Below are 19,057 nucleotides of genomic sequence, written 5' to 3'. Positions count from 1 at the left end.
CCCGGACGAATCTACGTTCTGAACAGGGGGGAACCCCTGAACTGTACTGGAAATGGAACGGACCCCGGCGGGAGACACCCTGATCCGCCGGACCAACCCGAACACCCCGGACCGCAGGAGAAACACGATGCGAAGACTGCCATGGCGTTTCATCACGGGCCTTACTCTGCTCACCCTGCTCACGCTGTCCCTTGCCTCCACGGCAATGGCCGAGAAATTCGTGGTGGGCTACCAGCCTTATGACACCATTTCCTACCAGGCCATCGTCAACGCGGAACTCGGCCTGTGGAAGAAGTACGTGCCGCAGGGCACCGAAATCGAGTTCCAGGGCGCGCTGCAAGGCACCGTGGTGGCCAACAACATGTTGGCCGACAAGGCGCACATCGGCTACATGAGCGTGATGCCCGCCACCATCCTGTGCTCCAAGCCCGAGCAGGCCGAGATCAAGATGGTGGCCACCCTCGGCATGTCCGAGGGCACCCGCTGCTCGCTGGTCCTGGTCCGCAAGGACGCCCCCCGCTTCGAATCCGTCGAGGCCCTGGCCCGCTGGATGGACGGCAAGGTCATTGCCGCGCCCAAGGGCAGCGCATCCGACCAGTACCTGATGCGCTTCTTCGAAAAGTACAACGTGAAGCCGAAGGAATACCTCAACCAGTCCATCGAGGTCATCGGCACCAACTTCCGCATCGGCAAGATCGACGCCGCCTCGCTGTGGGAACCCACCCTGTCCCGCATCGCCGACGACGTGGGCGAAGGCGTGGCGCGCATCGCCGCCGACGGCCGCGCCTGCGACAACCCCGACCTCGGCATCCTGGTCATGCGCAAGGACTTCATGGAGAAGCACCCCGAGGTGGCCAAGGGCTACCTGCGCGCCGAACTGGAAGCCCAGCGCTACCTGCTGGACCCCGCCAACTGGACCAACGTCATCGAAATGGTCTCCAAGCACGCCAGCGGCATCCCCAAGACGGTGCTGTGGTACTCGCTGTACGGGCAGATTCCGGCCGACTCGAAGGAAACCGTGCGCGAGTGGAAGTCGTTCTACTTCAACGAGCGCGAGCGCAAGAACATCGCCGAGGTGGCGCCCTTCCTGCTGAAGGACAAGCGCATCAAGTCCCTGCCCCCCGAAGGCACCGTGGATGACGCCATGGCCCGCGCCGTGGTGGCCGCTGCGGGCATCACCCCGGTCAGCGACAGCGTGACCCTGGGCGTGATCGAAGGCGCCCCCGCCAGCGCCAGCCCGTTCAAGGAGTAAGGACCGACGGTCCACCTTCCCGCGGCGGGCGTGGGACGCACATCCCGCGCCCGCCGGACGGGCCGCCCCTTCCCGGAGTCGGGCCGGGCGGCCAACCAAGCCGGAGGAATTCGTGAGCACCGCAAGCGCCGCCACCGCAACCCGCAACGACGCAGCGCCCAGTTCCCTGGAGGTGAGCCTGTTCTGCCTCCGGGAATGGCTGAAAAGCGCCGCCCCCTATCTGAACCTGCTCGGCATCGTCGGCTTCATCTTCCTATGGTACCTGCTGACCGAAAAACTGAGGGTGCCGTGGTTCAACAAGCTGCCGGGTCCCGTGGGCGTATACGAGGAATGGGTGTCGCCGGATCCGTCCTACGGCATCTCGCTGTACACCCCCGAATACTACCAGCACATCCTGACCAGCATCTGGCGGGTGTTGCAGGCTTTCTTCCTGGCCACGTTCCTTGGCGTGCCCGTGGGGCTGATGATGGGCTGGAAGAAGACCTTCAAGGACTACACCTTCCCGCTGCTGGAGACGTTGCGCCCCATCCCCATGCTGGCGTGGGTGCCGCTGTCCATCCTGATGTGGCCGGGGCGCGAGGCGTCCATCATCTTCCTGACCTTCCTGGGGTCGTTCTTCGCCACGGTGCTGAACACCCTGCTGGGCGTGGAATCCATCGACGAGGTGTACTTCCGCGCGGCCCACTCGTTGGGCGCGAAGCCCCGCCACGTGTTCCTCAAGGTCATCCTGCCGGGGGCGCTGCCGTTCATCTTCACGGGGCTTCAGATCAGCATGGGCTTTGCCTGGTTCTCGCTGGTGGCCGGAGAGATGCTGGCCGGGGAATACGGCCTAGGCTACCTGATCTGGAATTCGTTCATCATGGTGCAATACCCGGTCATCGTCATCGCCATGGTGACGCTGGGGGTCATCGGCTGGCTGAGCAGCGCGCTGATCCGCATGGTGGGCGACCGGCTGATGCAGTGGAAGGTCAGGGAGGAAATCCGATGAACACGGCAGAAGCGCTTCCCATGCCCGCGCCGCGCGGGCAGATCAGCATCCGCAATGTCTCCAAGGTGTACGACCCGGACGGGGCCAGGGTGCTGGCGGTGGACAACTGCTCCATGGAAATCGCGGCGGGCGAGTTTTGCGTGGTGGTGGGCCCCTCGGGCTGCGGCAAGACCACGCTGCTCAACGCCATCGCCGGGTTTCACGGCATCACCTCCGGCGAAATACTGCTGGACGGCAAGCTGCTGTGCGCTCCCGGCAAGACGCCCCCGCCCGGCTCCGACCGCATCGTGGTCTTCCAGAACGGGGCGCTGTTCCCCTGGTACAACGTGCTGGAAAACGTGACCTTCGGTCCGGTGGTGCAGGGCGTCATGCCCGAGCGCGAGGCGCGCGACAAGGCCCGCGAACTGCTGTCCCAGATGGGCTTGCAGGGCATAGAGGGCAACTACCCCAGCGAGATATCGTCGGGCATGCGCCGCCGGGTGGAAATAGCCCGGGCCATGATGACCGACCCCAGCGTGCTGCTGCTGGACGAGCCCTTCCGGGCCATGGACGCCCTGACCAAGACGGTGGTCCACCAGTTCCTGCTCGACGTGTACGACCGCAGCAACAAGACCATCTTCTTCATCACCCACGACCTGGAAGAGGCCATCTTCCTCGGCACCAAGGTGTACATCATGACCACGCGCCCGGCCCGCATCAAGACCGTGCTGGACGTGGACATCCCGAGGCCGCGCGACTTCCGCGTGCTGTCCTCGTCGAAGTACATCAAGCTGAAGAAGGAATGCATCGAGGCCGTGCACGAGGAAGCCCTGAAGGCGTTCAAGGCGGGCGAACGGGAAATGGCCTAGGAACTGCTAACGCCATGGTCTTTTTGCTCTCTGCCTGACCGACCCGAAGGGCGCAAAGCGTGCCCGTTGGGCGAGCTTGCGAGCCTTACGGGCATCGAGAGCAGAGCTGTCAGAATGGCTTTTTATTCCGGTCGAATACCATAAGAGCGCGCTGCGGTCCTCTACCGTAAGGCTCGCAAGCTCGCCTAACGGTAGAGGCATACTCCCTCCATAAAAAGTCATTCTTCCTTGGCAGAAAACAAAAATCCTCATGGCGTTAACAGCCCCTGGAACGCCTCGTACACCACGGACACCAGCGGAGACACATCATGACCACAGCCGTACTCGCGCAAGGGTTCAACTGGACCCGCTGCCGCAGGAAGATCGCCAACATATCCACGGCGCGCGGCATCGCCGCCATCGTCGTGTTCACCCTCGTCTGGGAACTGTGCACCTGGCTGCACGTGCCCATCATCGGCAACGTGCCCGCGCCCTCGTCGGTGCTGGCGGCGCTGGGCAAGCAACTGGTCAGCCAGGAATACTGGCTGTCGTGGCGCGACAGCTGCCTGCGCATCCTGTCCGGCTTCGTGCTGGCCCAGGTGCTGGGCATTCCGCTGGGGCTGCTGATGGGCATGAACCGCACCGCGCGCGAACTCATCTACCCGGTGTTCGAGATCATGCGCCCCATCCCGCCGCTGGCCTGGGTGCCCGCGTCGGTCATCTTCTGGCCCACGTCGGAAATGTCCATGATGTTCGTGGTGTTCCTGGGCGGGTTCTTCACCGTGGTGCTGAACATCGTGGGCGGCGCGCGCAGCATCGACATCCGGTACATCCGCGCGGCCCATTCGCTGGGCTCGTCGCGCTCGGACATCTTCTGGCGGGTGATGCTGCCCGCCACCCTGCCCAGCATCGTGGTGGGCATGACCGTGGGCATGGGCATCACCTGGGCGGTGGTGGTGGCGGCAGAGATGATCGCCAGCCGTTCCGGCCTGGGCTTTCTGACGTGGCGCGCCTACGTGGCGGGCGAGTACCCGCTGATCGTCATCGGCATGATGAGCATCGGCATCGCGGGCTACATGTCGTCCGCGCTGATCCGCTTCATCGGCAGCAGGCTGACGCCTTGGCTGCGGGTATTCTAGGAGGGGCCGAATGAATACCGTGACGCAACTCGCGCCCGGCATGGGCGCCGGTGAAATGGTGGTGGAGAGCGTGGCCAAGGGCTTCGGCGTGGGGCCGCTGCGCAAGCAGGTGCTGCGCAGTTGTTCCTTCGTGCTCGAAAAGGGCAGGCTCACCGTGCTCATCGGGCCTTCCGGCTGCGGCAAGAGCACCCTGGTCAACGCGCTGGCGGGTTACGAAACGCCCGATTCCGGCAAGGTGCTTATCGACGGCCAGCCCGTGACCGGGCCGGGGCCGGACAGGCTGGTGGTGTTTCAGGAAACCGCGCTGTTCCCGTGGATGACCACCTTCGAGAACGTCAGCTACGGCCCCCGCGTGCAGCGCAAGCTGCCGGAACGGGAATACGCCGAAGAAACCATGAAGCTGCTGGAACTGGTGGGCCTGAAGGAGTTCAAGGACAAGTATCCGGCCCAGCTTTCCGGCGGCATGCAGCGCCGCGCCGAACTGGTGCGGGCCATGATCAACCGGCCCAAGGTCATGCTGATGGACGAGCCCTTCCGGGGGCTGGACGCCATGACCCGCGCCCTGATGCAGGAATACTACGTCCGGCTGTTCGAGGAACACCGGGGCACCAACCTGTTCGTGACCTCGGAACTGGAAGAGGCCATCTTCCTGGCCGACAACCTGCTCATCCTCACCAACCGGCCCGCCTGCGTGAAGAAGGTGATCGAGGTGAACCTGCCCCGGCCGCGCACCTTCGACATGATGACCTCGGCCGAGTACCAGCGCTGCAAGTTCGAGGCGCTGGAACTGCTGCACGAGGAGGCCATGAAGTCGTTCGCCTCGGGCGCGGTGAACGCGGCCGACTTCCTTGAAGCCTGTTCCCAGATGGGGCAGGATCAGGCGCAGCCCACCTGCCTGGGACTGGACGACATGGCCCCTCCGGATGTACCAGCTGAACCGCGGGCCGACGGAGCGGTGTCCGGCCGGTAGTGGGCCGGTAGCCGGGCAGACGTATCCGGCCGCATCTGGCAATACGGGGCGGTATCGGGCAGTATGGGGGCGGTCCCTGGCCATTGCGGCGGGCCGCCCCGGCCTGTTTCGGGCGTTCGTGGCGAACCGCCCATATGGCCCGACGCCTGCCCCGACGCCTGCCCGCACGGGGGCTGGCGGCTTCAGCATCTTCAACCGGCGCACGCCCTGCGCCACGTGCGCTCCATGACCGAAGGACTGCTCATCGCCATGCTGGGCTGGTGGCTCGGCGGCTTCATCAACAACATCGTCGGCTTCGGCGCGGCGCTGGTGGCCCTGCCCGTGGTGGCCCTGGGCAACGACATGGCCGTGGCGGTGCCCAGTTCCGGGCTCATCGTGCTGGCCCTCAACGTGCAGATGGCCTGGAGCTACCGGCGCCACCTGAACGGTGACGCGGGCGTGTGGCCGCTTGCGGCGGGGGGGCTGCCGGGAGCATTGGCTGGCGTGCTGATGCTGCGCCACATTCCCGATGCCGGGCTGCGCCTGGGCCTCGGTGGGCTGCTCATGGCCTACGCCCTGTGGGGGCTGCTGTGTTCGCGGCCCAGTCGCCGGGCGCTCCATGGCGTATGGGCGGCCGTGGCCGGCTTCTTTTCCACCAGCCTGGGCACGGCCTACGGCATCAACGGGCCGTCGCTGGCCATCTACCTTTCCTTCCGGGGGGGCACCCCGCAGGAAACCAAGGCCGCGCTGGGCGTGTTCTTCATCGTCAGCGGGACCATCATCGTGGCGGCGCAGACCCTGGCCGGGGTGCAGTCGGCGGAAACGCTGCTGCAGTTCGCCGCCTCGCTGCCGTCGGTCATCCTGGGCGGATGGGCGGGCATCGCCCTGTCCAGGCGTCTGCCCGACGGCAACCTGCACGGCGCGCTGTTCGTGATGCTGCTGGTCATGGGCGCCAACCTCGTCCGGCAGGGGCTGGGGTTCTGAGGCGGCGCACTGTGCGCTGCCGTGCCCGGTCCCGGGTGTGAGATCCAAAAATTTTTTCCTGCGATGAAAGGAGTTATGAAAATCTAATTGCCCAGGCACGAGGGCAGGCGGATAACGGAAGTGGAACTCTCATTCTCCCCCGTGAAAAAGAGGAGAGCCCATGTCGCTGCCGCCCGCCCGCTCTCTCGTCAAGGGGACATGCGCCCCCGCCGCGCCTGACGTTTTCCGTTGCCTGCCGCTTCTGCTCCTACTTTCCATGCTGTTCGCCTGCGCCAGGGTGGGGCCCGACTTCAGCACGCCGGACACCGCCATGCCCGCCGGATGGCAGGACGCCGCCGCGCCGGGCGTCTCCGCCGGCCGCGAGGTGAGCGAGGAATGGTGGCGCACCTTCGGAGACCCCGCCCTGGATAGCTTGGTGGCCGAAGCCCGTGGCGGCAACCTGTCGCTCCAGGCGGCCGCCCTGCGGGTGCTGGAAGCCCGCGCCCGCCTAGGTGTTGCCGTGGGCAACCTGTACCCGCAGCGCCAGCAGGCCACCGGCGGCCTGACCTGGACCCATCCCAGCGACCGCGCGCCCACGGCCCCCCAGCCGGGCACGGGCAGGAACAACCCCGACTACGTGCAGACCAGCGTGGGGCTGGACGCCGCGTGGGAACTGGACTTCTGGGGCAAGTACCGGCGCGGGGTGGAGGCGGCCGACGCCGACCTGCGCGCCGCCGCGGCCGACTACGAGGCGGCCATGGTGGCCGTGACGGCCGAGGTGGCCCGCGCCTACGTCCTGTACCGCACGTTGCAGCAGCAACTGGCCATCGCGGACAACAACGTGGCCATCCAGCGCGAAAGCCTGCGCATCGCCACGGCCCGCTTCAACTACGGGGCCACCAGCGAGCGCGACATGCGCCAGGCCCTTTCGCTGCTGCGCGATACCGAAGCCTACATCCCCAGCCTGGCCCACTCGCTGCGCGAGGCCCGCAACGCCCTGTGCGTGCTGCTGGGCAAGCTGCCGCAGGACATCTCCGGCCAACTGGGGCTGGCTCCCATTCCCATGGCCCCGCCCGGCGTGGCGCTGGGCATTCCCGCCGACCTGCTGCGCCGCCGCCCCGACGTGCGGAAGGCCGAATACGCGGCTGCCGGGCAGTGCGCCCGGCTGGGCGTGGCCAAGGCCGATTTCTATCCGGCCATCTCGCTGGGCGGCTTCGTGGGGTTCAGCGCCAGCAACGTGGGGGCCTTCAGCACGGGCGACACCTTCTCGCACGGGTTCACGGCCTACGGCGGTCCCGGCCTTACCCTGCCGCTGTTCAACTACGGGCGCATCGTGAACAACGTGCGGGCCCAGGACGCCCGGTTCCAGCAGGCCCTGACGGCCTACCGCGAAACGGTGCTGGCCGCCCTGCGCGAAACAGAGGACGGCATCGACCGCTACCTCAACGCGCAGGGCAGGGCGGCCCTGCTGGCCGAAAGCGCCGCCGACGCCGCCCGGTCGCTGGAACTGGCCATGGTCCAGTATCAGGAAGGCTCCACCGACTTCACCACGGTGCTCACCGCCGCGCGCGACCTTTCCACCCGTCAGGACGCCCTGGCCCAGGCCGGGGGCGAGATCAGCCAGAGCCTGGTGGCCGTGTTCAAGGCGCTGGGCGGCGGCTGGCGCACCCTGCCCGAGGGCGGGCCCATCCCGCTGGAAACGCTGCGCGAGATGCGCGCACGCACCGACTGGGGAGCGCTGCCCGGCGAGCAGGGCGACGTGCCCGCGGGGGGCGATGTGCGCCCCCCCGATATCTAGAAGCCCACGGAACACACCCCGTTCGCATGGAGATTCCGATGACGCGCCATCCCCTCGTTTTTCAGGTTCTCCGCCCGGCGTTTCCGGCCCTGCTTTCCGTCCTCGCCATCATTTCCCTTGCCGGGTGCGATTCGCGCAACGCCTTCGTGCCGCCCCCGCCGCCCAAGGTGACGGTGGCGACGCCCACGGTGGGGCCGGTGATCGAGTACATGGAGTTCACCGGCACCATCGCCCCGGTGGAGTCGGTGGACATCACCGCCCGGGTCACCGGCGTACTGCGCACCGCGCAGTTCCGCGACGGGGCCATGGTCCGCAAGGGCGACCCGCTGTTCCTCATCGAGCCGGAACCGTTCCAGGCGGCCCTGCAACGGGCCGAGGCGGAACTGGAAGTGCAACGCGCCGCGCTGGACCGGGCCGAGACGGAACTGGCCCGCAGCCGCAAGCTGCTGTCCGAGAAGGCCGGGTCCGAGGCGGACGTGGTGCGCTGGCAGCAGCAGCGGGACAGTTCCAAGGCGGGCATCAGCCGGGCCGGCGCCCAGATCGAAACGGCCCGCATCGACCTTGGCTACACGCGCATCGCCGCCCCCTTCGACGGCCAGATGACCCGCCGCCTGGTGGACCCCGGCAACGTGGTGGGCCCCGGCGCGGTGACCCGGCTGGCCACCATCGTGCGCCGCGACCAGGTGCACGTGTACTTCAACATCAACGAACGCGACCTGCTGCGGCTGATGGGCCACACGTCCCAGGACAACAAGGCCGGCAAGGCCGGGGCGCCGCCGGAACTGCCCCTGGAACTGGCCCTGGCCGACGAGGAAACCTTTCCCCATGCGGGCAAGCTGGAATACGCCGACCCCACGGTGGACCCGTCCACCGGCACGCTGCTGCTGCGCGGCATCTTCCCCAACACCGGCGGGCGGCTGGTGCCCGGCCTGTACGCGCGCATCCGCGTGGCCATGGGCAGGCGCGACGCGGCGCTGCTGGTGCCGGAACGCGCCTTGGGGCAGGACCAGTCCGGCTCGTACGTCATGGTCGTCAACGCGCAGAACGTGGCCGAACAGCGCCCGCTGAAGCTGGGCGCGTTGCAGGACGGCTACCGGGTGGTGGAAAAGGGGCTGGAGGCGGGAGACCGCGTGGTGGTCAACGGCATGCAGCGCGCCCGGCCCGGCAGCACCGTGGACCCGGTGACGGCCGACGCGGCGGCCCCCGGCGCGGGTCAAGGCGGCAAGGGGGGCGGCAAGGGAGACGGCAAGGGAGACGGCAAACCCGCCGCCAGGCCCGCCGGATAGCGGCACCACACTCCCACCTGCGAGGCCCCCATGTTCGCCAAGTTCTTCATCGACCGGCCCATCCTTTCCAACATCATCGGCATCGTGCTGATCCTCATCGGCGTCGTGTCGCTGCTCATGCTGCCCATCTCGCAGTACCCGGACATCACCCCACCCACGGTGGAGGTGAAGGCCATCTACCCCGGCTCCAACTCGCTGGTGCTGGCCGACGTGGTGGGCGCGCCCATCGAGCAAGAGGTCAACGGCGTGGAGGACATGCTGTACATGTCGTCCAAGAGCGCCAACGACGGCACGTATTCCCTCACCATCACCTTCGCCCTGGGCACCGACATCGACATGGCCACGGTGCTGGTCCAGAACCGCGTCAACGTGGCCATGGCCCGCCTGCCCGACGAGGTGAAGCGCCAGGGCGTGACGGTGAAGAAGAAGTCCACCGCCATCCTCCAGGTGGTGACGCTGACCTCGCCCGACGGCAGCCACGACGACCTGTACCTGAGCAACTTCGCCTCTCTGCGGGTGCGCGACGAGGTGGCGCGCATCCCCGGCGTGGGCGAGGCCGTGGTGTTCGGCGCGGCCAGCTATTCCATGCGCGTGTGGCTGGACGCCCCGCGCCTGAAAAGCCTGGGCTTGACCACCAGGGACGTGGTCAACGCCATCAGCGAGCAGAACGTGCAGGTGGCCGCCGGGCAGATCGGCGCGCAGCCCGCGCCGGACACCCAGAACTTCCAGTTCACGGTGCAGACGCAGGGGCGGCTTTCCGAGGTTGCGGAGTTCGAGGACATCATCATCCGCACGGCCACGGGCGGCCCCACCGGCCGCACCGTCCGGGTGCGCGACGTGGCCCGCGTGGAACTGGGCGGCCAGACCTACGACCTGTACGCCGAAAAGAGCGGCAAGCCCGCCTCGCTGGTGATCATCTACCAGCTGCCCGGCGCCAACGCGCTGGACGTGGCCGGAAAGGTCACCGCCGCCATGGAGCGCCTGGGCAAGGAATTCCCGCCCGGCGTGGCCTGGGACATCCCCTACGACACCACCCGCTTCGTCGAGGCGGCCATCGAGCAGGTGTACCACACCCTGTTCGAGGCGGCCGTGCTGGTGCTGGCGGTGATCCTGGTCTTCCTGCAGGACTGGCGGGCCACGCTGGTGCCCGCCACGGTGGTGCCCATCACCATCCTGGGCGGGTTCATGGCCATGATGGCCCTGGGCTTCTCGGTGAACCTGGTGACCTTGTTCGGCATCATCCTGGCCATCGGCATCGTGGTGGACGACGCCATCATCGTGGTGGAAGGGGCGGCCCATCACATGGAGCACGGCGATTCGGCGCGCGACGCCACCGTGAAGGCCATGATGCAGCTGTTCGGCCCCATCATCGGCATCACCCTGGTGCTGTCGTGCGTGTTCCTGCCCGCGTCGTTCATGTCGGGCATCACCGGGCAGCTGTACCGCCAGTTCGCGCTGGTCATCGCCTCCACCGCGCTGGTCAGCGCGCTGCTGGCCGCCACCATGACCCCCGCCCAGTGCGCCCTGTTCCTGAAGCCCATCGTGCCGGGGCGCAACGCCTTCTACCGGGGCTTCAACAAGGCGTACGACGCGGTGGAACGGTTCTTCGTCGCGCTGCTGAAGACCATGGTGCGCCACGCCGGGATCACCATGCTGGTCTTCGTGGGGCTGATCTCGGCCACCTTCTGGTTCTTCTCGTCGCTGCCCACGGGCTTTCTGCCCGACGAGGACCAGGGCTACGCGCTGGTGGCGGTGCAGTTGCCGGGCGCGGCGTCGCAGTCGCGCACCCGCGAGGTGACCGCCAGGCTCGACGCCATCCTTGCCGAAACGCCGGGCGTGGCCAACTGGATCACCTTCGGCGGTATGTCCATCCTGAACAGCGCCAACACCCCCAACTCGGCCACGGTCTTCGTCATGTACAAGGACTGGGCCGAACGGGGCGACCTGACGCAGGACAAGCTGGTGGCCGAGCTGCGCCGCAAGACCGCCGCCATCCAGGAAGGCATGGTGCTGGTGGTCACCCCGCCGCCCATCCAGGGGCTGGGCAACGCGGGCGGCTTCGAGATGATGGTGCAGGACCGCGCCGCCACCGGGGCGCAGGCGCTGGAAAACGCGGCCTACGAGATGATGGGGGCGGGCCGGGGCCAGTCGGGCCTTTCCGGGGTGGCCACCACCTACACCGCCCGCACTCCGCAGCTGTACGTGGACGTGGACCGCACCAAGGTCAAGGACCACGGGGTGCAGCTGAGCGACGTGTTCAGCACCATGCAGGCATACCTGGGGTCGTCGTACGTCAACGACTTCAACAAGTTCGGCAAGGCGTACCAGGTGCGCGTGCAGGCCGACAGCCGCTACCGGCTGGAGGCCGGGGACATCGGGCGGCTGGAGGTGCGCAACGCCGACGGCCACATGGTGCCCCTGGGCGCCATGACCGGCGTGCGCGACGTGGTGGGGCCCGACGTGGTGACCCGCTACAACCTGTACCCGGCCGCCTCGCTGATCGGGTCCGCCGCGCCGGGCTTCAGTTCCGGCCAGGCGCTGTCCCTGATGGAGGACATGGCCAGGCGCACCCTGCCGTCCACCATGGGCTTCGAGTGGACCACCATGGCCTACCAGGAAAAGGCCACCGGCAACGAGGCCTTCGCGGTGTTCGGCCTGGCGGTGCTGCTGGTGTTCCTGGTGCTGGCCGCCCAGTACGAAAGCTGGTCGGCCCCGGCGGCCATCATCCTGGTGGTGCCGCTGGCGCTGCTGGGCACGTGCATCGCCGTGTCCGCGCGGGGCATGGACAACAACGTCTACACCCAGATCGGCATCGTGCTGCTCATCGCGCTGGCCAGCAAGAACGCCATCCTCATCGTGGAGTTCGCGCGCGAGTTGCGCATGCACAAGGGCATGTCCATCCCCGAGGCCGCCGTGGAGGGCGCGCGCGCCCGGCTGCGGCCCATCCTGATGACCTCGTTCGCGTTCATCCTGGGCGTGGTGCCGCTGCTCACCGCCTCGGGCGCGGGCTCGGCCAGCCAGCGGGCGCTGGGCACGGCGGTGTTCGGGGGCATGCTGGCCTCCACCTTCCTCGCCGTCATGTTCGTGCCGGTCTTCTTCACCGTCATCCAACGCCTGAGCGAGCGCGGCACGCCGCCGAGCGCCAAGGCGCAACCCGACAACGCCCACCAGAGGTAGCCATGACCATCACTTCCCGCATCACGTCGTGCATCGTACTGGCCTTGCTGCTCGCGGTCACCGGCTGCGCGGCGCACAAACTGGAGGCGCAGCCTTCCGGTTTCCTCAAGGACTACGGCAAGCTGAAGCAGGGGCGCGACGATCAGGCCGGGCTGATCTGGATCAAGTCCGGCGTCAACGCCAAGGACTACGACGCCGTGGTCATCGACCGGCCCAGGGCGTGGATAAAGCCCGACGCGCCGTTCAAGGGCGTGGATGCCAAGGAACTGGACGAAGTGCTGACCTTCTTCGGCGACGCCCTGGTGCGCGAGGCGGGCAAGAGCTACCGGGTGGTGGCGGAACCCGGCCCGCGCGTGCTGGTGCTGCGCACCGCCCTGACCGACCTTGTGCCCGGCAAGCCGGTCAGCGGCACGCTGACGTCCGTGATTCCCATCGGCATCGCCGTGTCCGGCGCCAGCCGCGCCGTGGGCGGCGAGCATATCGGCGTGGGCGAGGCGGCGGTGGAGATGGAAATGCTGGATGGCGGCGCCGGCACCCAGCTTGCCGCGGCGGTGGACCGCCGCAGCGGCACCAAGGCCCCCCTGCGCGGCTCCATGCAGGACGTCAAGGACGCCTGCGAGTACTGGGCCAGGCTGCTGGGCAAGCGGCTGGCGGAATTCAAGGCGGGCAACCTGCGTCCGTAGGCCCCGTGCGGGGGAGGGGGTTGACCCTTCCCCCGCACGGGCGCATGACTGTAACAGGTTGCCATATGCCACACCCCGCCACACTCACCGTCACCAGTTCCGGCACGCCGGAGGGCGCCAGCCTGCGCCTTGCCGTGGGCGGGGCCTGGAACCTGGCCGCCCCGCCGCAGGCCGCCGCCCGCACGGCGGCGCTGGCCCGGCTGCGCGAGCCGGGCGTCGCGTCCGTGGTGCTGGCGGCAGAAGACCTGGGCGACTGGGACAGCAGCCTGGCCATTTTCGTGGCCGGGGTCATCCGCACCTGCCGCGAACGAGGCCTTTCCGTGGACACCAGCGGCCTGCCCGCCGGGCTGACCCGGCTGGTGGACCTGTCCTTCGCCGTGCCCGAGCGCGCCGGGGCCGCCCGCGGCGACGCCCGGCCGGGCCTGCTGGAGCGCATCGGCGGGGCGGTGCTGGCCCTGCCCAGGCCCGTGGGATCGGCCCTGGACTTCATCGGCGAGGTGGCCTCCGCCCTGTCCCGGCTGGCACGCGGCCGGGCGGACATGCGGCGGCGCGACCTCTTGCAGTTCATGTCCGAAAGCGGCTCCGCCGCGCTGCCCATCGTCTCGCTGATCAGTCTGCTGGTGGGGCTCATCCTGGCCTTCGTGGGGGCGGTGCAACTGCGGGTGTTCGGCGCGCAGATCTACGTGGCCAGTCTGGTGGCCATCGCCATGGTGCGGGTGATGGGGGCCATCATGACCGGCATCACCATGGCCGGGCGCACCGGGGCGTCCTATGCGGCCATCCTGGGCACCATGCAGGTCAACGAAGAGGTGGACGCCCTGGCCACCATGGGCCTGCGCCCGGTGGAACAGCTGGTGCTGCCGCGCCTGCTGGCCCTGGTGGTGATGCTGCCGCTGCTGACCATCTACGCGGACGTCATGGGCATGCTGGGCGGGTTCATCGTGGGGGTGTTCATGCTGGGCCTGAGCCCCATGGAATACCTGAACGCCACGCGCGAGGCCATGACCATGGCCAACGTGTGGATAGGCATCACCCACGGGACGGTGTTCGGCGTGGTGGTGGCGCTGTGCGGCTGCTACCACGGCATGCGCTGCGGCCGCAGCGCCTCGGCCGTGGGGGCGGCCACCACGGCGGCGGTGGTCAGCGGCATCGTGTCCATCATCGTGTGCACCGCGTTCATCACCGTGGCCTGCGAGGTGCTGGGCATATGAGCCGGACCACGCAATTTTCGGACACCCGGCCCCCCGCGCCGCACATCCGGGTGCGCGACCTGACCGTGGCCTACGGCCCGTTCGTGCTCATGCGCGGGCTGAACTTCGACATCGGGCGCGGCGACATCTTCATCATCATGGGCGGCAGCGGCTGCGGCAAGTCCACCCTGCTCAAGGTGCTGGTGGGGCTGAAGCAGCCCGCCGCCGGTACCGTGCACTACGGCGCCACCGATTTCTGGGGCGGCTCTCCGGCCGTCCGCGACGGGGTGATGCGCCGCGCGGGCATCCTGTACCAGAGCGGCGCGCTGTGGAGCTCCATGACCCTGGCCGAGAACGTGGCCCTGCCGCTGGAACAGTACACGAAGCTGTCCCGCGCCGAGATAGCCGACGTGGTGGCCTTCAAGCTGGCCCTGGTGGGGCTGGCGGGCTTCGAGCGGTTCTATCCTTCGGAGATCAGCGGTGGCATGCGCAAGCGGGCCGGGCTGGCGCGGGCTCTTGCGCTGGACCCGGAGATCGTCTTCTTCGACGAGCCGTCGGCCGGGCTGGACCCGGTGAGCGCCCGGCTGCTGGACGACCTGATCCTGGAACTGCGCGAAAGTCTGGGCACCACCATCGTGGTGGTCACCCACGAACTGGCGTCCATTTTCGCCATCGGCACCAATTCGGTGTTCCTGGACGTGGAAACCCGCACCATGACCGCCAGCGGCGACCCCAACGACATCCTGCGCGAGGCGCGCGATCCCAAGGCCGTGCGCTTCCTGACCCGGGGCGAATCGTCCATGGGCGCGGCGCGCAGGCCCGGACCGCGCGCCGCGACATCGGCGGACGCCGGGCCGGATGCACCATCCCGAGGCAAGGAGGAACGGTAATGGCGCGCGAAGCCAACAAGGCCATGCTCGGCGCGTTCGTGGTGGGGGCGCTGGCTCTGCTGGCGGCGGCGGTGCTGCTGTTCGGCTCCGGCAGGTTCATGAAAGACCGGCCGCAACTGGTGCTCTACTTCAAGGGGTCGGTGCGCGGTCTGAACATCGGCGCGCCCGTGGTCTTCCGGGGGGTGCCCGTCGGCAGCGTGACGGAGATCCGACTGATCCACGACCCCGACACCCTGACATTCTTCATCCCGGTGTTCATCGAGTTCGAGCCGGAGCGCATCCTGAATATGAAGGACGGCGCCGTGGTGGCGTACAAGGCCGACGGCAGGGTGCTCGAGCAACTCGTCGACAAGGGGTTGCGGGCACGGCTGGCGTTGCAGAGCTTCGTCACCGGGCAACTGATGATCGAACTGGATTTCGAACCGGGCAGCCAGTTGGTGCTGCGCGGCGACGGCAAGACACCCGAACTGCCCACGCTGCCCTCGCCCATGGAAGAACTGACCCGCACCCTCCAGAACCTGCCCATCGAAAGCATCATGGCCCAGTTGAACGAGGCCGTGGCCGGGCTGAACAGGATGGTCAACTCGCCCGTGGTGGCCGACACCGCCGCCAGCCTCAACGAAACCTTGCAGGAAGTGCGCCGGCTGATGGCCTCGGTGAACACGCAGGTGGGCCCCGTGGGCCAGTCGCTGGCCGGGGCGGCGCAACGCTACGGCGCGCTGGCGGACAAGCTGGACCGGCAGTTGCCGGACACCCTGTCCCAGGCCACCCGGACGCTGGAATCGCTGTCGGCCGCGTCCGCGCGGGCGGAGGCGGCGCTGGCCGCCGCCCACTCCACCATCCGCGACGATTCGCGCACCATGACCGAGGTGCAGCAGGCCCTGCGCGAGATGAGCGGGGCCGCCCGGTCGCTGCGGGCCCTGGCCGAATACCTGGAACGCCACCCCGAGTCATTGCTGCGGGGCAAAGGAGAGTACCGCTGATGAACGCCGCCGTGCATCGCCGGGGCCCCGCGTCCCGTTCCGGGCCGTTGCCCGCCCCTGTCCCCGTCCTGTTGGCCGTCCTGCTGCTGGCGTGCCTGTTGCTGTCCGGCTGCGCGGGCAGCAGCGCCGCCACGCGGTTCTACCTGCTCTCGTCCCCGGCGGGTGACGCCGCTGGCGGTGTGCCCGATGTGCCCGGTGTGCCCGATGTGCCCGGTGCGTCTAATGAATCGGGTGCTCGGGTGGCGGTGGGGCCTGTCAGCATGGCCTCGTACCTGGACCGCCCGCAGATCGTCACCCGCGAGGGCGACGGAGTGCGCCTCGGGCTGGCGGAATTCGACCGCTGGGCCGAACCGCTGGCCGAAAGCCTGCCCCGCGTGCTGGCGGAGGACATCTCCCGCGCGCTGGGCGGCGGGCGGGTGCTGGTGTTCCCCGGCACCAGGGCCGAGGACGCCGACATCCGCGTGGCCGTGGACGTGAACCGGCTGGACGGCAGCCTTGGCGGCACGGTGGTGCTGGACGCCTGGTGGGCGCTGCTGGACCGTTCCGGCGCCACGCTGCGCCGGGGCAGGGTGGTCGAGCGCCGTGCCGCCGGTGGCGACTATGCCGCCATGGTCACGGCGCAGGGGGCGCTGGCGGCCACCCTGGCCGATACCGTGGCGGCCGCCGTGCGCGAAGTGCTGCCCAGGCCCTGACCGTACTCCGGGCGCGCGGGGTCACCGGTCCGCCGGGGTTTTCACCGGCGGACCGTTGTTGCCGCTGGCGTCACCGGCGGCATCGCTGTTGCCGAAGTCTCTTCCTCCCTTGCCGATGAAGGTCAGAAAGCGTTCCGCGTCGGCGTGGCCGGGCAGCGGCGTTATGCTCATGCGGCCATCCACGGACTGGGCCAGCATGGGCGCGTCGTGCCCCGCCACGTCCACCACGCCCTTGATGCGGAAATAGCGCCTCGATTCCCATTCCAGCAGGGATTCCAACTGGGACAGGGCCATGGGGGCATGCACCCGCACGGTCTCGGCCGCATAGCCGTCGTCGGCGTGGGTGGCCGGGCCGCCGGGGAACGCGGCGTCCCTGAACCGGGGCAGGCCGTGCGGCCGCCTTTCCGGCCGAGGGGCGTCCGCCTCCGTCAGCAGGCCGAAGGGGATGGCTCCTCCCGTGGCTTCGTGCAGCATGGCTCCGGGGTTGATGCGGGCCGCCATGGCGTGGGCGGCCTCGATGTGTTCCGGCCCGGCGATGTCGATCTTGTTGAGCACCAGGATGTCCGCCGCGGCCACCTGGTCCCTGGCCACCCTGCTTTCACGCAGGGCGTTGGCGAACGAGACGGTATCCACCACGGTGATCACCGCGCCCCGGTCCACCAGGTCGGACACCTCGTGCAACTCGTCGAGCAGGTTCAGCGGGTTGGCCAGCCCGCTGGTTTCCAGCACCACCACGTCCGGGGTGAACCGGTCCAGCACCTGGGCCAGGCCGTGCCGCAACCGTCCGGACAGGGAGCAGCACACGCAGCCCTCGTCAGCCTCCACCACGCGGCAGCCGTCTTCCAGCAGCTTGCCGTCAAGCCCCACGGCCCCGATCTCGTTCTGGATGACCGCCACGAAGCGGTCGCGTTGCAGGTTGTATTCGATGAAATGGCGCAGCAGCGTGGTCTTGCCGGACCCCAGAAACCCCGTGAGCACCAGCAGCGGCGGGCGCGGCCCCCCGCCGCCCGCCGTGTCCGCGCCTGCCGCGCCGCCCATCCAGCCGGGGCGGTGCGCGGCCATCCACGGCTGGGCGTGCAGCGGACCCGTGTCCGCAGGCCGCCACGGCGCGGCCCGATCCGGCCGCGGCGTCTTGCCGTAGGCCAGGGCCATGGAGATGCGCCGGACGCCGGGAGCGGGCACGTTGCGGTATTCCCCGGCGCGGGTGAACCAGCCCTGCCAGCCGGGCCGCACGGCGTAGCGGCAGGCCACGGGCGCTTCGCCCAGCACGAAGCTGGCGCTGGCCGCCAGGCAGCGGAACAGGCGCAGGGCCATGCCGAAGGACGGGATGTCGCTTTCCGCGTCTCCGGGATGCACCACGTAGGGGTCGGCTGTGCCCGTGCCGCGTGCCGTTCCTTCGGACTGGCCCGTGACGTCTTCCGGCATGCCGTCGGGCTGGCCCATGACGTCCTCCGGCAAACCTTCGGACTGGCGCATGACGTCCTCCGGCAACCCTTCGGACTGGCGAATGCCGTCGGCGGCGATGACGCGGGTGCGCGACAGGCCGGACAGTTCCAGCCGCAGCGTTTCGCCCTGCCTGTCCGCCACCACGCGCAGCGTGCCCACCCGGAACAGGGTGCGCATGGCGGGTGCGGACGGAAATTCGCGGACGTTGTCCCAGTAGTCGGAAAGCAGGGTGGCCACCCCGGCGGCCAGGGAAAAGCGTTCCGCGCGCGGCTCGTCGGGGTGGGGGAAATAGTGCAGCGAAAAGGTGCCCGTCAGCGTGTCGCCGGACATGCGCTCGCCTTCGAACAGTATGCCGAACACGCCGGGGCTGCCGTGCAGCTTGCAGGTCCAGCCTTCGCCGTGGGCGACGGTGGGGCGGATGCCCCGCCACCCCAGGGCGCGGGCCTCGGGCCGGTGGAACTGGGTGCGCAGCAGCAGGGCGCGCAGCATGCCCGCCGTCCAGCAGCCATGCCCCTGGTCCACGGGAACGGGAGTGATCGTGCGCAGGTCCATCGGGCCTCCTTGCCGGCGGCGTGCCGCCGTGGCCTGTCCGGTGGTTGCGGCCCGGCGTGCCCCTGCCCGCCCACGCGGGCGGGCAGGGGCGTCCGCTCATCCGTCTTCCGGCCGCCGGGCTAGGGGCTGTTTCCAAATTAGGATTTTCGTTCGTTGGCGAGGAAAACGAGCCTGCCATGAGGGAGTGCGGCAGCCGTTATGCGAGTCTTCGAGCATTACGGATGGCGACCGCAGAGCGTACT

At 68.7% G+C, this 19,057-nt stretch carries 15 protein-coding genes; 14 read left to right on the top strand and 1 reads right to left on the bottom strand.

The window, feature by feature from the left end; genetic code table 11:
• The first annotated feature begins 127 nt into the window (after positions 1-127).
• The 14 genes from ACR4XJ_RS12200 (at position 128) to ACR4XJ_RS12135 (ending at position 16,817) form a co-directional block, all read left to right on the top strand.
• On the top strand, positions 128-1,252 hold the full coding sequence (locus ACR4XJ_RS12200) for an ABC transporter substrate-binding protein (RefSeq protein ID WP_434755452.1): 1,125 nt from the start codon (positions 128-130) through the stop codon (positions 1,250-1,252).
• A gap of 112 nt (positions 1,253-1,364) precedes the next feature.
• The gene (locus ACR4XJ_RS12195; RefSeq protein WP_434755451.1) at positions 1,365-2,240 is read left to right on the top strand and encodes an ABC transporter permease; all 876 of its coding nucleotides are present in this window, start codon (positions 1,365-1,367) and stop codon (positions 2,238-2,240) included.
• The gene (locus tag ACR4XJ_RS12190; protein WP_434755450.1) at positions 2,237-3,088 is read left to right on the top strand and encodes an ABC transporter ATP-binding protein; all 852 of its coding nucleotides are present in this window, start codon (positions 2,237-2,239) and stop codon (positions 3,086-3,088) included. The genes ACR4XJ_RS12195 and ACR4XJ_RS12190 overlap by 4 nt, the downstream gene beginning before the upstream one ends.
• 308 nt (positions 3,089-3,396) lie before the next feature.
• Entirely contained in the window at positions 3,397-4,206 is an 810-nt protein-coding gene (locus ACR4XJ_RS12185) for an ABC transporter permease (RefSeq protein ID WP_434755449.1), read from the top strand.
• A gap of 10 nt (positions 4,207-4,216) precedes the next feature.
• Positions 4,217-5,176: an ABC transporter ATP-binding protein gene (locus ACR4XJ_RS12180; RefSeq protein ID WP_434755448.1), complete on the top strand. Its 960-nt coding sequence runs from the start codon at positions 4,217-4,219 to the stop codon at positions 5,174-5,176.
• A gap of 225 nt (positions 5,177-5,401) precedes the next feature.
• Positions 5,402-6,139 carry a sulfite exporter TauE/SafE family protein gene (locus ACR4XJ_RS12175; protein ID WP_434755447.1) on the top strand — a complete coding sequence of 246 codons (738 nt, stop codon included), beginning with the start codon at positions 5,402-5,404 and terminating at the stop codon, positions 6,137-6,139.
• A gap of 160 nt (positions 6,140-6,299) precedes the next feature.
• Positions 6,300-7,916: an efflux transporter outer membrane subunit gene (locus tag ACR4XJ_RS12170; protein ID WP_434755446.1), complete on the top strand. Its 1,617-nt coding sequence runs from the start codon at positions 6,300-6,302 to the stop codon at positions 7,914-7,916.
• A gap of 38 nt (positions 7,917-7,954) precedes the next feature.
• Positions 7,955-9,202, top strand: coding sequence for an efflux RND transporter periplasmic adaptor subunit (locus tag ACR4XJ_RS12165; protein ID WP_434755445.1), 1,248 nt, complete (start codon positions 7,955-7,957; stop codon positions 9,200-9,202).
• Between the two features lie 30 nt (positions 9,203-9,232).
• On the top strand, positions 9,233-12,379 hold the full coding sequence (locus ACR4XJ_RS12160) for an efflux RND transporter permease subunit (protein WP_434755444.1): 3,147 nt from the start codon (positions 9,233-9,235) through the stop codon (positions 12,377-12,379).
• A gap of 2 nt (positions 12,380-12,381) precedes the next feature.
• A complete protein-coding gene (locus ACR4XJ_RS12155; RefSeq protein ID WP_434755443.1) occupies positions 12,382-13,062 on the top strand; it encodes a DUF3313 domain-containing protein in 681 nt (226 codons plus the stop codon).
• Between the two features lie 65 nt (positions 13,063-13,127).
• Positions 13,128-14,273, top strand: coding sequence for an MlaE family ABC transporter permease (locus ACR4XJ_RS12150; RefSeq protein WP_434755442.1), 1,146 nt, complete (start codon positions 13,128-13,130; stop codon positions 14,271-14,273).
• Positions 14,270-15,142: an ABC transporter ATP-binding protein gene (locus tag ACR4XJ_RS12145; protein WP_434755441.1), complete on the top strand. Its 873-nt coding sequence runs from the start codon at positions 14,270-14,272 to the stop codon at positions 15,140-15,142. Before ACR4XJ_RS12150 ends, ACR4XJ_RS12145 begins: the two co-directional genes overlap by 4 nt.
• Complete coding sequence (locus ACR4XJ_RS12140; protein WP_434755440.1) at positions 15,142-16,125, top strand: MlaD family protein; 984 nt, start codon at positions 15,142-15,144, stop codon at positions 16,123-16,125. Before ACR4XJ_RS12145 ends, ACR4XJ_RS12140 begins: the two co-directional genes overlap by 1 nt.
• Positions 16,125-16,817, top strand: a complete 693-nt coding sequence (locus ACR4XJ_RS12135; protein ID WP_434755439.1) for a PqiC family protein — start codon at positions 16,125-16,127, stop codon at positions 16,815-16,817. The genes ACR4XJ_RS12140 and ACR4XJ_RS12135 overlap by 1 nt, the downstream gene beginning before the upstream one ends.
• 21 nt (positions 16,818-16,838) lie before the next feature.
• Here ACR4XJ_RS12135 and ACR4XJ_RS12130 read toward each other — a convergent pair whose 3' ends face one another.
• Positions 16,839-18,815: a CobW family GTP-binding protein gene (locus ACR4XJ_RS12130; RefSeq protein ID WP_434755438.1), complete on the bottom strand. Its 1,977-nt coding sequence runs from the start codon at positions 18,813-18,815 to the stop codon at positions 16,839-16,841.
• Between the last annotated feature and the right edge of the window lie 242 nt (positions 18,816-19,057).

The sequence above is a fragment of the Nitratidesulfovibrio sp. D1 genome, assembly GCF_051133415.1.
GTDB lineage: Bacteria > Desulfobacterota > Desulfovibrionia > Desulfovibrionales > Desulfovibrionaceae > Cupidesulfovibrio.
This window is presented reverse-complemented; position numbering and strand designations above follow the sequence as displayed.

Coding starts and splice junctions, on each gene's coding strand:
- ACR4XJ_RS12200 (WP_434755452.1), top strand. CDS start 128: ATGCGAAGACTGCCATGGCGTTTCATCACGGGCCTTACTCTGCTCACC.
- ACR4XJ_RS12190 (WP_434755450.1), top strand. CDS start 2,237: ATGAACACGGCAGAAGCGCTTCCCATGCCCGCGCCGCGCGGGCAGATC.
- ACR4XJ_RS12185 (WP_434755449.1), top strand. CDS start 3,397: ATGACCACAGCCGTACTCGCGCAAGGGTTCAACTGGACCCGCTGCCGC.
- ACR4XJ_RS12180 (WP_434755448.1), top strand. CDS start 4,217: ATGAATACCGTGACGCAACTCGCGCCCGGCATGGGCGCCGGTGAAATG.
- ACR4XJ_RS12175 (WP_434755447.1), top strand. CDS start 5,402: ATGACCGAAGGACTGCTCATCGCCATGCTGGGCTGGTGGCTCGGCGGC.
- ACR4XJ_RS12170 (WP_434755446.1), top strand. CDS start 6,300: ATGTCGCTGCCGCCCGCCCGCTCTCTCGTCAAGGGGACATGCGCCCCC.
- ACR4XJ_RS12165 (WP_434755445.1), top strand. CDS start 7,955: ATGACGCGCCATCCCCTCGTTTTTCAGGTTCTCCGCCCGGCGTTTCCG.
- ACR4XJ_RS12160 (WP_434755444.1), top strand. CDS start 9,233: ATGTTCGCCAAGTTCTTCATCGACCGGCCCATCCTTTCCAACATCATC.
- ACR4XJ_RS12155 (WP_434755443.1), top strand. CDS start 12,382: ATGACCATCACTTCCCGCATCACGTCGTGCATCGTACTGGCCTTGCTG.
- ACR4XJ_RS12150 (WP_434755442.1), top strand. CDS start 13,128: ATGCCACACCCCGCCACACTCACCGTCACCAGTTCCGGCACGCCGGAG.
- ACR4XJ_RS12145 (WP_434755441.1), top strand. CDS start 14,270: ATGAGCCGGACCACGCAATTTTCGGACACCCGGCCCCCCGCGCCGCAC.
- ACR4XJ_RS12140 (WP_434755440.1), top strand. CDS start 15,142: ATGGCGCGCGAAGCCAACAAGGCCATGCTCGGCGCGTTCGTGGTGGGG.
- ACR4XJ_RS12135 (WP_434755439.1), top strand. CDS start 16,125: ATGAACGCCGCCGTGCATCGCCGGGGCCCCGCGTCCCGTTCCGGGCCG.
- ACR4XJ_RS12130 (WP_434755438.1), bottom strand. CDS start 18,815: ATGGACCTGCGCACGATCACTCCCGTTCCCGTGGACCAGGGGCATGGC.